Source organism: Vibrio sp. TMPB1044, from assembly GCF_030442075.1.
GTDB classification, from domain to species: Bacteria; Pseudomonadota; Gammaproteobacteria; order Enterobacterales; family Vibrionaceae; genus Vibrio; species Vibrio satsumensis.
This window is the reverse complement of sequence record NZ_JAUJED010000015.1, coordinates 182621-196092: the sequence shown is the minus strand read 5'-3', so window position 1 is coordinate 196092 and position 13472 is coordinate 182621. Positions and strand designations below refer to the sequence as shown.

The window sequence follows — 13472 nt, the reverse complement described above, 5'->3', positions numbered from 1 at the left end:
TCTGGGGGCCATTTGATTCTTATTTTGAGTATTGGTCACTTATTAATAGGAAAAAGTTCCAGTACATCTACGTAATTTATTTTTCCAAAAATGGAATGATTTACAAGTGTTTAGCCAAAGTACAGTTAAGCCCAACGGTTTACCATAGTCAGACTTAAAAGGCGTGCTTTAGTGTTAACCAAAAGTTGTCGTCTTCATCGGTATTTATCGCCATGCTCGTTTCCTTAGTAATGTTGTGGCCAACTTGGGTGACGAGTTCAAACAAGCGAATCTTTCGTCCATTTACGCTGTAGGTATATTGAGGTACCAAATTGACGAACCAGTCGTCGGCGACTTGCCAGCGAATAAAGGTATACAAGGTCACGATCGACGTATCTGGAAATAGTGTTTTTTGAGCTTTCTTATCGTCTGTCCAGGTTTCGCCGTATAAAAGGGCTGGGTTGATCCTAAGGTTATCTGAGATAGGGATTATCTGGATGGCGCCAACAGAAGCTCGGTTAACGGGAATCGCATTGGCGTTGTTGCGCTGCATATCGACAAACAACCCTGTTCCACTTTGTTTATAGATAGAAAAATGGCGTAGATGTACGGTTTCAAAATCGTCTTTAAATTGAATGAAGCTGTTGTGACCCAATACACTGTCGGGGCTGTTGAATCCAAATTGCGCGATGGCACCATATCCGTTGGTCCCTGTTCGTATTCCCAGAAACGAGCTCAGCGCGGTAGGATCGTCTAGGTCTTCTATTTGTTCTTGTCCTTGCTCTGGTTTTAGTTCTGGTTTGAGTTCTTCTGTTTGCGCTGCTTGTGCCGGTATAAGAAAAGACATGAGCGACAACAATGATAGTAGCTTAAGTAGCATGGCAACCTCAGAAAATGGATGGTATTCGGTCATAGATGGCAGGCGGGGAACCTGCCATTTCATAGTTTTATTAATTGGTTATTCAGCTGGAAAGGACTATCCCGAGCAAGGGATCATCAGCTCGAAGTTGTTGGTCGTCGTGTAGAAAGTTCTTGGGTAGTATTCCCCCATCACCGGGGCGATATCTTTGTCTTGCTGGATGTTTTGGATGGCGTGGCTAAACTCCGGCGCTGCGAGCATGTGACGGATTTGAACAATCGATGCATCTTCATCAATAATGCCATCACCATCGTCTGCCATTGGTAACCAACCTACACCACATTGGGCAAAAGCGTTACGTGGCCTGTCGGCGGCGCGACTCACGGCGACAGTGTAATACCCGTCTTTGTCCACCGGAATAGCTTCATCGTAAAGGCAGTCGTTGACTTTGGTTACAGCGAAGCCTTTATTCGAGCAGACTGACCAATAACGAAGGTCACCTTTGGTCATCTTTTTAACGCCATGGAAAGTTTCTGGCGTCACAGGTGCTTTCGCTCTGAGGACAAATACAGGGCCATGTTTGCGATTGACGACGGTTCTAATGTAATTGTTATCAAGATTGGGGTAGAAGCCACCCGTGCTACGGCGAGCTTCAGGATTGACTTTCCCAGTGTAGATACCTAACAAGCTTTCTCGGTCGAGTTGAATGTGCCAAGTCGATGGGTTGGTCGCGGGGAAGCCTGCTGGCTTGTTGGGTTGTGACACCAGTTCTCGATATTTCTCTACAGGGATCCCCAAAGCATTCAATTGAGCTTTTAACGGTTGTGTACTTTGCAGAGAATCACACGCTTCTTGCCCGCGAAGTTCCTTTCCTGAAGCGAGAGTGACGACTGGCTGAGGTAATGCTGTATTCCCTGTGCCATCACTGTTTTCGTCTTTTGCGTAGATACGGTAAATGATCACTTGCTGATTAGCTGAAGATTTCGGCGTGTGCAGTTCATCCATTTCAGCACCGTCACGTATTTGGCCTGCGGTGTAATCAGTTTTTGGTTGAGAGTCGAGAATATTGACTTGATAGCTTCTAAGAACGCTGTCGCGCTGGCTGCCTTCTCTGAAAGGGTTCACGCTGCTTTGGCTGGGTTTTATCATATAGTCGGGTAAAGATTGCACCGGCCTTCCACGGTCATCATAGCTAATGAACGACATGTAGCGAGAATGTGGGAATTGCCCTTCTAACCTGAGCTTGGCACCATCAGGTACAGTAAAAGCTGATCCCCAATACTTAACTGCTGCATCGGGGTAGGCAACGTTGATATACGGGTCAGCAGAGACGGGACCATAACGGAAGAAACACGTTCTTTCTCCTGGGATCCCTTCAAATTTATCATTGGCTGCTGAGACAGAACTCCAGCTAGCGCAGGTAATTAAAACTGTTGCTACAGAGCCTTTAAAGAGCCAACGACTCAATGTATTTACGCATGGCATTTGCATTTTTTAATCCTCTTTTCACGACCTTGTGGTGTTTCCTAATACTTATATTTGATTAATTGTTAATTTGTCTGTAACAATTAATTAACAAGCTATCAGGAGCGAGTTGAGAACAATGTGTAAAATCTTACATTCTAGTTTCGTGCCTACGATGAGTAGTGAAGAACAACATTCGATGCTGGAGACGGTGTTAAGAAATGATCCCACGCTAAATCAGTTAGACCCGAAGGCTATTGAGGAAATAGTTGGAGCCGCAAAAATAGAAACCTATAAGGTTCCAACATTGCTCAATTCCGCCTATACCGCTGTCGATACCATGCGACTTGTCGTTAAGGGACACATTGAACTGATGAGTTACAGTGAAAGTGGCGATGAGGCGTGCATTGCCATGCTAGGTCCGAGCAGTTGGCTGACATGGATAGGGTGTTTTGAAGACCAACCGACGAATCTCAATTTTTACTCTTCATCTGATGCGATTGTCGTCGCCATTCCGGTCAAAAAAATGAGAGCTATCGCTGACCGTTACCCTCAACTTTATAAGATTGCGATTCGAGAAATCAGTTTTCGATTCCGGCTCTTGATGGAGTGGACGACAGAATCTGTGCTTCTCAAAAATGACTATCGCGTAGCTAAATTACTTCTATTGGTAAGCCGTTTGAATGGGGCTCCTAATGAGTTAAATCCAATCTTGTATACCCAAGACAAACTTGCCCATCTATCTCGATGTACCCGTCAGACACTGAGCCGTTCGCTCCAGTTGCTAGCGAAGGAAGGCATGATTGAAATAGGTTATCGCCGTATTGATATCATCAATCAAGACAAGCTAAATACATTCATTCTGGAAGGGTTAGCTAGGTAAATATGGCGTCACGCATAATGAATTTGAATAAAGCTAAATAATCATATTTCCTGATGGATGATACTCCAAGGTTAAATAATTTAGTTGTTACATCATATTTGCAATTTTTTGAGAGAAAAGTCTCTAGTTTTATTGGTTGTGGCCGATACATCACTCAGATTGTGCATTGCTGTTGGCGTGCACTAAAAAGTCCTGTTCAGGGTATACCGATAACGAGCTATTCTTTTTAAAGGTCCCAATATGTTTAAAACTAACTCTCTGAGTATCAAGCAAAAAGTTGTACTTGGAATTACCTTCGCGGTTCTTGCATCAACAGTTATTGTCGGCGCGATGGCGCAACAGCAAGCAAGAGATGTACTAAGTCATCGATTGATCGATATTGAACTTCCAGGAATGCTGGAGCGAATCAATGGTGAAATTGACCGAGAAGTCTCTCAGCTATTACTAGCGGCGGAGCAAATTGCTTCAAATGAATTTATTTCTGATGCTATCCAATCGACGGATCGCGATCCGGCACTAGAAAATAAACTGGTTAAACAGCTGAACAATGTTCGCAACCAATATCAGTTGAATGATGCCTCAGTGGCGAACCGTCAAACTGCATATTACTGGAACCAAAACGGATTCTTGCGTCAGCTAAACCAACAACAAGATGGTTGGTTCTTTGGCTTTACTCAATCTGGTCAGCCAACCATGGTGAGCATGTTCCAAGAAGCTAATGGCGAAGTGAAGATGTTTGCTAACTACCAACAGCCTTCTGGTTTGGCGATGTCAGGTCTATCAAAGTCGATGGATGACATGGTTAACCTACTCAATGGTTTTAAGATTGAAAATACAGGCTTCGTATTCTTAACCGATAGCCAAGGTGATGTTCAAATTCACCGTGAACGCTCACGCAGCGATTCTTCACTTCAACAACTTTACGGCCCTCAAGCAAGCCAGTTACTGAACAAGTCAGGCTTTAACCTAATTACTACTGAAAGCCAAGGCCAAGAGCTGTTTGTAGCGAGCTTGTATGTGTCCTCAATGGACTGGTTTGTTATTGGTGTTGTTCCAACTAATGAAGTATTTGCAGAGCTAGATGAGACAGCGCAAAAGATGCTGATCATGACTGCGGTTGTGGCGTTAGTCTTTATCCTAATGGGCGTAGTGCTAGCAAATAGCATCACCCAGCCGATTAAGCTGTTGGCTAAGCGTTTCGGTGACCTTGGCGAAGGTGATGGCGATCTAGCACAGCGTATCGAAGTGAAAGGCAACGATGAAATTGCACAGCTTTCAAAGGGCTTCAACGGATTCATTGAAAAGATTCACGAGTCGATGAAAGAGGTGTGTTCGACAAGCCAGGCGCTTCAAGTGGCAGCAGAGAGTGTTTCTAATAAAGCGCATATTACTCACGACAACAGCCAAGAACAGCGTGACCAAACGCTTCAAGTAGTTGCTGCAATCAACCAAATGGGTATGACAATCAGCGAGATTGCATCGAACGCGGCAACCGCAGCAGAAACGGCAACTCAAGCTTCAGGTAATACGGAAGTAGGCCGTTCTGTGGTGAACAAAGCAAAAGACGCGATCAGTCGTTTGGCGCAAGATATTGAAAGCACGGGTCAGGTAGTAGAGCAACTGGCTTCTACAACTCAAGACATCGGTTCTATTCTGGGTGTTATTCGTGATATTTCAGAGCAAACTAACTTACTCGCATTGAACGCAGCGATTGAAGCAGCCCGAGCCGGTGAGCAAGGTCGTGGTTTTGCGGTTGTAGCTGATGAAGTACGTAACTTAGCAAGCCGTACTGCAGATTCAACGGAAGAGATTCAGAAGATGATCAACCAACTACAAAGCGATGCGAAAGATGCGGTAACGGCAATGAGTGCAGGTAAAGTGATTACCCTTGAAGGTGTATCAGCATCGGATGAAGCGGTAGACGTGCTGGGGGGTATTTCAGATCGTATCGTTGATATCACTGACCGTAACACACAAGTGGCAACGGCAACGGAAGAGCAATCAACCGTTGTTCACACCATCAACCAGAACATTGAAGAGATCAACGCGATTAATGAAGTGACAACGGGCACGGCTGAGCAACTTGCAGAGGCGAGCCAAGAGCTTCGAGACCTTTCTTCTCGCCTAGATAAGATGGTTGGTTCATTTAAGCTTTAATCTCTTTAATCTCTTTAAGCTGTAGCATGGCTTAGAAAGGGACACAGACGAAGAGCTGGATTCATTTAATCGTGAATCCAGCTCTTTTTATTTAGGGGCTTGTTTTCTTCTAACTGGCCTTAGCTTGATCTGGTTTCGGGCTTTGCACTTAATCGCTCTAGCATCACAGAGCGTAAATGAGTAAAATCTGGTTAGGTTTAATATTTAGGTAAGTATCATGAGCGATTTTGAAAAAGAACTAGAGCAGATGACTCAAGAGATGGGCGATGAGCCTGAGGTGAAACTGCCATCACTTGAAGAGCAAAAAGCAATTGTTGCTGAGTTCAAGCGACTAGAAGCGGAAGGCAAACTAACACCAGAAGTGTTAGAAAAGCATTTTGGCCAGTTCAACAAAACAAGTGATACGCCAATCCATTAAGTTGATTTAGGCAGGTCTTTTGTCTGAAAGAAGTGATATTAGCGGTTGGGTTTATTGCCTGACTAACAGATAAAGGTCTAGCAGTTGCTAGGCCTTTTTTATTGCAGCTAGCTCAAGAAAAATGGTTGATTCACGAACGATTCAATGTAAGTAAAATTGTCTCCAACACATAAAAAATCCCCCTTACTGAGTAAGAGGGATTCGATATGGGCAAGTTATATCCTAAAAGGCTAAGCGATTAGTCTGTGCCATACTCTTTGTACAAACGACGACATGCGCGGCCATCGCTGTGGAATAGGTGACAACGGTGCGCTGGAATACCAATCGCCAACTTGTCACCAGATTCGATTGTTAACGTGTCTGGCTGGCGATAGATAACGTCAGCATCGGCACTTTCAAGGTTTAGGTAAACCTGAGTTTCGTTACCTAGCTTCTCAACCATCATCACTTCAGCTTCAATTGTCGCGTCACCTGCTTCAGCAGACATCAAGTGTTCAGGGCGAATACCCAGCGACATACGATCGCCAGCATTAACCGTCGTCCCGTCAACAGGAATCCAGAAAGTCATACCGTTAGAAAGCTGTACCAATACGCGCTCTGCTTCAGCTTGCTCAATGTGTACCGACATGAAGTTCATCTTCGGTGAACCAATAAAGCCAGCAACGAAACGGTTTTGAGGGTAGTGGTAAAGGTCAAGCGGCTTACCGACTTGAGATACATAACCACCATCAAGAACAACGATCTTATCCGCCATTGTCATCGCTTCCACTTGGTCGTGGGTAACGTAGATCATGGTACAACCCAGTTGACGCTGTAGCTTGGTGATTTGCGAACGCATTTGAACACGTAGTGCAGCATCTAGGTTTGATAGAGGCTCATCAAGTAGGAATACGTTTGGTTGAGAAACCAGAGTACGACCAATCGCAACACGTTGACGCTGACCACCAGAAAGCGCTTTAGGTTGGCGCTCAAGAAGGTGACCAAGCTGAAGGATTTCTGCAGCATGTTCAACGCGTTTGTCGATCTCAGCTTTATTTGCGTTTGCTAGCTTCAGACCGAAAGACATGTTGTCGTATAGGTTAAGGTGAGGGTAAAGCGCGTATGATTGGAATACCATACCCACACCACGCTTTGACGGTTCAACGTCATTCATGCGCTGGTCGCCAATGTACAAATCACCAGACGTAATGTCTTCTAGACCTGCGATACAACGTAATAGCGTCGATTTACCACAACCTGATGGTCCTACGAATACTACGAATTCACCTTCGTTGATGTCTAAGGTTACGTCCTTAGAAATCTGTACATCACCATATGATTTATAAACGTTTTTTAACGTGACACTCGCCATCTAGCTTGTCCTCGATCGATCAAATTTTAAGTTTTACTGCTTATCATTATAAGAAATTTTTGGGTCAGCAGTAACTGTAGGAATTGGTAAGTATTGAGTGAGTAAGAAAAAAGTGGGTGAGACTTGGCTTCTTTAACCAAGCCCACCCGTCATAGCCAAACTGATGCCCATTTCCCCCACATCCAGCTAAACCTCCCCCGTGATTCAATCACAGATTTAGCTCGATGCTAATAATAAGACACCAGCGGGCAGTGAAGCCAACTAAATGAATAATGCGTCAACGCATAACACTTGCCGGTAAAGGGTTCTTACTATCCACTCTTGGATGAATGCAGTTTCGGTGAAATGGCGTAAGGGTACATCCTCCTAATGGAAAATTAACTAGGGGGAGTAGGAGGGGAGGAGTAGATATACAGGGTTATTAATAATTGGCGATCCAGTTCAAATAAATCCACCACATAACGGTGATGTTGATCACGATGACTATGCGTTTTGTGATTGCAGTCTCTAATCTGACCGGATGGCGATCACGAATTTAAGCCATAATAGCTAGGGCGTAGTGGCTAGGATGATGAGCTAGGGTCTGTTTTCTCAGATCATAACCTCCGAAAACTGGCTCGTCTTGGTAGATGTGCCCTACGTATAAATATAAAAAGGATATTCACATGAAAAACGCTCTAAGCGCTGTAGCTCTAGGTACAATAGTTGCTCTGGGTTCTTTTGGTGCAAATGCTGCTATCGAAGAAGGACAACTAACAATCTGGGTAGGTGGTGACAAAGCTTATGAAGGCATGGCTGAAGTAGGTAAACGCTTCGAAGAAGATACTGGTGTTAAAGTAACCGTCGCTTTCCCTGACAAGCTAGAAGAGAAATTCCCTCAAGTAGCAGCAGCTGGCGATGGCCCAGATATGATCTTCTACGCACATGACCGTTTTGGCGGCTATGCAGAAGCGGGACTTCTTGTTGATATCAAACCTTCTAAAGAAACTAAAGAAGGTATCGTAGACTTCGCATGGGACGCTGTTTCATACGAAGGTAAAACAATCGCATACCCTGTAGCGGTTGAGTCAGTTTCTCTAATTTATAACAAAGCGCTTGTTCCTAACCCGCCTAAGTCTTGGGAAGAAATACCAGCACTTGATGCTGAACTTAAAAAAGATGGCAAAAAAGCGATCATGTGGCCTCTACGTGGCGGCGCTTACTTCACATGGCCTCTACTTGCAGCTGACGGCGGTTACGCATTCAAACAAACTGCAGAAGGTTACGACATTAAAGATGCGGGCGTAGCGACTGACGGTGTTCAGAAGTCTCTAGGTTTCATCGAGAAGATGGTACAAGACAAAGTTATCTCTGCAGACATGGATTACTCAGTTGCTGAGTCTGAATTTGTTGCGGGTAACGTTGCAATGACAATTAATGGTCCTTGGGGTTGGGAAAACATCAAGAAAGCCGGCGTAGATTACGGTGTAACAACTTTACCTAAGTTCAACGGCAAAGCGTCTAAACCTTTCGTTGGTGTATGGGCGGGTGGTATCAGCACTGCGTCTCCAAACCGCGACCTAGCTGTTGAGTTCATGGAAAACTACTTACTAACAGATGAAGGTATGAAGAGCCTGAACGACGACAAGCCACTAGGCGCTGTTGCTCTTAACTCTTTCCAACGTCAACTAGACAGCGATACTCGTATTGCAGCAACAATGGACAACGCGATGAACGGTGAAATTATGCCTAACATCCCTCAGTTCACAACATTCTGGTACAGCATGGAAGAAGCGATCGGCAACGTAGTTGACGGCCGTCAATCAGTAGACCAAGCACTAAAAGCTGCTGAAGGTCGTATGGTTAAGTAACACCCAGGCACTACCTTTTAAGGAGGGGGTAACCTCTCCTTACTTTTCTATTTTTTATCTATATCGCTAGCAGGTTCCTCTATGCAGTCAGTTCAAGGTACAGATGCTATCCCAGCACCATCAAGCCTTCCAGGCAGTAAAAGCGTCTTCATCAAATGGGGGTTGCTTGGTAGCGTTGGCTTAATAAACGGCTACGCTACAATTCTAATGTATTCTCGCGGTGAGCTCGCTTTTGCGCTGCTTACAGTGATCTTAACGGCTTTGGCACTTTACATTTTTGGTAGTAAAAAAACTTACGCCCACCGTTATATTTACCCAGGTATTGCCGGAATGATCTTGTTCATTCTTTTCCCATTGGCATACACCGTAGGGCTTGCGTTTACTAACTATAGCGCGAAAAACCAGCTTTCTCTAGAGCGCACTCAAACCGTTCTTTTAGACCGTTCTTTCCAAAGCGGTGAGAGCTACCCATTTACTTTGTACAAGACAGATGACGGTCACCAGATCGTCGTAAAAGATGGCGACCAACTGTTAGCGACTGACGTATTTTCTCTAGACAATATGACAGCAACAGAGATGGACCTATCTGTCATCGAGTCTACGCAAGGTGAAAAAGAGAAGATCAAAGCAATCATCCAAAACCGAGCAGCGATCAGTGGTGTTGATTTCAATCTACCGGACGGTGGTGACATCCGCATGAGTGGCTTACGTAAGTTTGCTTCTGTTGCTCCGCTTTACACGCTACAAGACGATGAAGAAACGTTAATCAACAATGAAACGGGTGAAGTTCTCAAGCCAAATATGGATGTGGGTTTCTACCAGCCTGTTGATGCAAACGGTGAGTTTACGGGTAATACCATCTCTCCAGGTTTCGTGGTTAGCATTGGTACGCATAACTTTGAGCGTGTATGGAAAGATGACGGCATTAAAGAACCGTTTATCAGCATCTTTATTTGGACGGTTATCTTCTCGGTATGTACTGTTGCCTTCACGCTAGTTATCGGCCTTGTACTGGCTAACATCGTGCAATGGGAAGAGTTGAAAGGTCGTTCTATTTATCGTGTTCTACTGATTTTGCCTTACGCCGTACCTGCGTTCATCTCGATTCTTATCTTTAAGGGTCTATTCAACCAAAGCTTTGGTGAGATCAACATGGTGCTCGAGAATATCTTCGGCTTAAGCCCGAACTGGTTCTCAGACCCGATTCTTGCGAAAACCATGGTGTTGATGGTTAACACATGGCTCGGTTTCCCTTACATGATGATTCTATGTATGGGTCTGCTTAAAGCGATTCCTGATGATTTATACGAAGCTTCAGCAATCGATGGTGCGAACTTCCTTGATAACTTCAAGCGCATTACGTTCCCATTGATGATTAAACCGCTTACACCGCTATTGATTGCAGCGTTTGCCTTTAACTTCAACAACTTCGTAATGATTCAACTATTGACGAACGGTGGCCCGAACATGATTGGTACTTCTGAGCCAGCGGGTTACACAGACTTGCTTGTAAGCTACACGTACCGAATTGCATTCGAAGGCGGCGGCGGTCAAGACTTCGGTCTAGCAAGTGCTATCGCAACGCTTATCTTCCTATTGGTTGGTGCACTAGCGTTACTAAACCTTCGTTTCACTAAACTGTCTCAAGATTAAGGAGCTCGACAATGGCTATGGTACAAGGTAAAGGCCTTAAATACCGAGTGTGGGCAACGCATGCAGTGTTGTGGTGCTTCTTGGCAATGATTATCTTCCCACTACTGATGATCATCGCGATCTCGTTCCGTGAAGGTAACTTCGCAACCGGTAGTTTGATTCCAGATAACCCATCATTGGAACACTGGAAGCTAGCTTTGGGTATTTCAGTGACGAACGCAGATGGCTCGGTAACGGCACCTCCGTTCCCAGTACTGACTTGGTTGTGGAACTCGATTAAAGTGGCAGGTGTTACTTCGATTTTAATCGTGGCACTGTCAACGACATCGGCTTACGCATTTGCTCGTATGCGCTTCAAAGGTAAAGAAACTATCCTGAAAGCGATGATGATTTTCCAAATGTTCCCTGCAGTACTGGCTCTAGTAGCAATCTACGCGCTGTTTGACAAACTTGGTCAATACATCCCGTTCTTAGGCTTGAACACACACGGTGGTCTAATCTTCTCTTACCTAGGTGGTATTGCACTGCACGTATGGACGATTAAAGGTTACTTTGAAACGATTGATAACTCTCTGGAAGAGGCTGCAGCCCTTGATGGTGCAACGCCTTGGCAAGCATTCAGACTGGTTCTACTACCGCTGTCTGTGCCAATCCTAGCGGTTGTGTTTATCCTATCTTTCATCGCGACAGTGGGTGAGGTGCCAGTAGCGTCTATCCTACTTACAGATGTGAACTCTTATACGCTAGCAGTAGGTATGCAGCAGTACCTATACCCTCAGAACTATCTTTGGGGTGACTTTGCGGCAGCGGCTGTACTATCAGCTCTTCCGATTACTATCGTGTTCTTACTTGCTCAACGTTGGTTAGTTGGCGGTTTGACGGCAGGTGGTGTAAAAGGATAAGCTATACCCTATAAGAAAGAAAAAGAGCGACCGTTAGGTCGCTCTATATTGGCATTTTTATTACATCATTTGGTTTGGCCGCCGATCAGTAATAAAAATAACCCTCAGGTTACGCATAGCTGGCTACTAATCAGGTTCCTTACGCTATTAATGATTAGTGGTTTTTGTAACTCTAACCCAGGTATTTACTTGGGTTTTTTTATGCCTACTACTTTTTGTTTTTTGTGTCAGCGTTACTCGTCAACTCTTGTATTCATCACCGTTATTGTGCTGATAAGCGCTTTAGTATTAAAAGCTTCGAGTCACTTCTCTTCTACGCTTTTCTTGACTCATTCCTCTTACTTGAAGGCATGAACGAGTCTCACAAATCAGACACTCAGTATAAGGGGCTGTCGATCTATTGATATATTGCTAATAATCCAATGCGTGATACTTCAATGATTTGTATGCAACGATTAGCCAGATTACACAGGAAATGTCTATAACGGCAGGCGACTGTTGATGTATCGCGAGTAATCATCACTGCCGGTTATTGATTTGCTTGGAAGCATGTTTCGATTTAAAGCTAAGAGGGAATCAGATGTTGGGATTAGAATTCTCTACTAGAAGGAGCACAACCAAGATGCTGCAACAGCACATAGATGCTTTCTTGATCGAGTGCCACACGGCGAAATAGATCCGCAAACGTCTGGTCACCGCCAAAACAAGTTTGGATGTAGTGGTTGATTTCATTGCTGTCGTAGCCTTCGACGTACAAAGTTCTAACCCATTGGTACTCAACAGCCTTTAAATTGTTCAGTGTAGATTCGCTAAGAGTGGGGCGTGTGACGCTCAAGAGTGGCTCCGGGAAATTCAAATACATCCATTATGATTGGCGGTATTTAAACAGAGCAAAATGACGACTTTATTACAGTTAAAATAAATCCGAGAGACAGCTTCGATTCATTTCAACCTTTGGCTGGCTATCACGCTTTCATAGGCGTGCCTTGTATAGATACATAGAGCTAAGGGGTTAGATAAGCAAATGCCAAGCAGGTACTTGGCATAGTAATAAGGTTTTGTAAGGTAGAGCGGTTGGTGGGCTTTACTTAAGGTACTTCACGTGCGCTTCCATCTCTTCACCAATCTGTTTTCGCATGTTCATTAGACGAATAGCCGAATCTCGTAATTCGATGTCTTCTGGCGTCTCTGGGATCCACTCTGGAACTTTAGTCGGATTACCATTCTCATCGACAGCGACCATAATAACGATACAGTGAGTTGTTAGGCGGTTATTGAGCTCTTTAGGGTCGCTGGCTTGAACGTCGATAGCGATATGCATTGAAGATGAACCTGTGTATATGACCTTTGCACTTACCTCCACAAGGTTGCCTACGTGAATTGGGGCAACGAATCTAATTCCGCCTGCATAGGCTGTTATACAGTATTTACCGCTCCAACCTGCGGAACAAGCGTAGGCTGCTAAATCGATCCACTTCATTGCTGCACCACCATGAACTTTACCACCAAAGTTCACATCCCCGGGTTCAGCTAAAAAACGCAGAGTAACGTCTCGTTTACCATCTTGTCGGCTATTGCTACTGCTCATTTATTTTCCTTCATTATTATCGCACTGCATAACATGCTTGTTACTTGCTAATAACAATATACTTAAGATGACATAAATTAAAGCGGATAATCTCACGATTAAGACTATTTTTTCGAACAGGTGATAAGTTGGTGAATATTGGCGTTTAAAGGCGTTAAAGGTGATGCATCAACAGAGGTGTACTTTATCGAGTAAGTTGCTCGAAAGGTTGATTGCAAAAAAAACACCTAGCGTAATGCTAGGTGTTTCTAAGCCGTGTGGTACTCATTACGGTACCTTATTTTGTTTTAGCCAACTAACCGCTGTTTATCTGGTTTAGTTAAATGATTCTAGCCTCTTTACCACTAAAGTGGTAGTTAAAAATATTT

11 protein-coding genes are annotated in these 13472 nt (G+C 44.3%); 6 read left to right on the top strand and 5 right to left on the bottom strand.

Annotated features, from left to right (window positions below):
• Positions 1 to 154: 154 nt before the first annotated feature.
• Positions 155 to 826 (bottom strand): hypothetical protein, encoded by a 672-nt coding sequence (locus QQ041_RS10265; protein ID WP_285953819.1) that lies wholly within the window; start codon positions 824 to 826, stop codon positions 155 to 157.
• A 129-nt stretch (positions 827 to 955) separates the two neighbouring features.
• Entirely contained in the window at positions 956 to 2329 is a 1374-nt protein-coding gene (locus QQ041_RS10260) for a hypothetical protein (RefSeq protein WP_285953818.1), read from the bottom strand.
• A gap of 148 nt (positions 2330 to 2477) precedes the next feature.
• On the opposite strand from QQ041_RS10260, the gene QQ041_RS10255 reads away from it, so the two are divergent.
• The 3 genes from QQ041_RS10255 (at position 2478) to QQ041_RS10245 (ending at position 5760) form a co-directional block, all read left to right on the top strand.
• Positions 2478 to 3185: a Crp/Fnr family transcriptional regulator gene (locus QQ041_RS10255; protein WP_285953817.1), complete on the top strand. Its 708-nt coding sequence runs from the start codon at positions 2478 to 2480 to the stop codon at positions 3183 to 3185.
• Positions 3186 to 3425: 240 nt separating this feature from the next.
• Entirely contained in the window at positions 3426 to 5342 is a 1917-nt protein-coding gene (locus tag QQ041_RS10250; protein ID WP_146490986.1) for a methyl-accepting chemotaxis protein, read from the top strand.
• 217 nt (positions 5343 to 5559) lie between these two features.
• Complete coding sequence (locus tag QQ041_RS10245; protein ID WP_017065689.1) at positions 5560 to 5760, top strand: hypothetical protein; 201 nt, start codon at positions 5560 to 5562, stop codon at positions 5758 to 5760.
• A gap of 238 nt (positions 5761 to 5998) precedes the next feature.
• Here QQ041_RS10245 and malK read toward each other — a convergent pair whose 3' ends face one another.
• Positions 5999 to 7111: a maltose/maltodextrin ABC transporter ATP-binding protein MalK gene (gene malK, locus QQ041_RS10240; protein ID WP_108082432.1), complete on the bottom strand. Its 1113-nt coding sequence runs from the start codon at positions 7109 to 7111 to the stop codon at positions 5999 to 6001.
• 665 nt (positions 7112 to 7776) lie between these two features.
• On the opposite strand from malK, the gene malE reads away from it, so the two are divergent.
• The 3 genes from malE to malG all read left to right on the top strand — a co-directional run bounded on the left by malE (position 7777) and on the right by malG (position 11516).
• Complete coding sequence (malE, locus tag QQ041_RS10235; protein ID WP_017060048.1) at positions 7777 to 8961, top strand: maltose/maltodextrin ABC transporter substrate-binding protein MalE; 1185 nt, start codon at positions 7777 to 7779, stop codon at positions 8959 to 8961.
• A gap of 81 nt (positions 8962 to 9042) precedes the next feature.
• The gene (gene malF / locus QQ041_RS10230; RefSeq protein WP_060980587.1) at positions 9043 to 10614 is read left to right on the top strand and encodes a maltose ABC transporter permease MalF; all 1572 of its coding nucleotides are present in this window, start codon (positions 9043 to 9045) and stop codon (positions 10612 to 10614) included.
• 11 nt (positions 10615 to 10625) lie between these two features.
• Positions 10626 to 11516, top strand: coding sequence for a maltose ABC transporter permease MalG (malG, locus tag QQ041_RS10225; protein ID WP_048609790.1), 891 nt, complete (start codon positions 10626 to 10628; stop codon positions 11514 to 11516).
• Positions 11517 to 12105: 589 nt separating this feature from the next.
• On the opposite strand, the gene QQ041_RS10220 is transcribed toward malG, so the two are convergent.
• A complete protein-coding gene (locus QQ041_RS10220) occupies positions 12106 to 12351 on the bottom strand; it encodes a hypothetical protein (RefSeq protein ID WP_017065644.1) in 246 nt (81 codons plus the stop codon).
• A 249-nt stretch (positions 12352 to 12600) separates the two neighbouring features.
• The gene (locus QQ041_RS10215; RefSeq protein WP_019822926.1) at positions 12601 to 13104 is read right to left on the bottom strand and encodes an acyl-CoA thioesterase; all 504 of its coding nucleotides are present in this window, start codon (positions 13102 to 13104) and stop codon (positions 12601 to 12603) included.
• Positions 13105 to 13472: the final 368 nt, after the last annotated feature.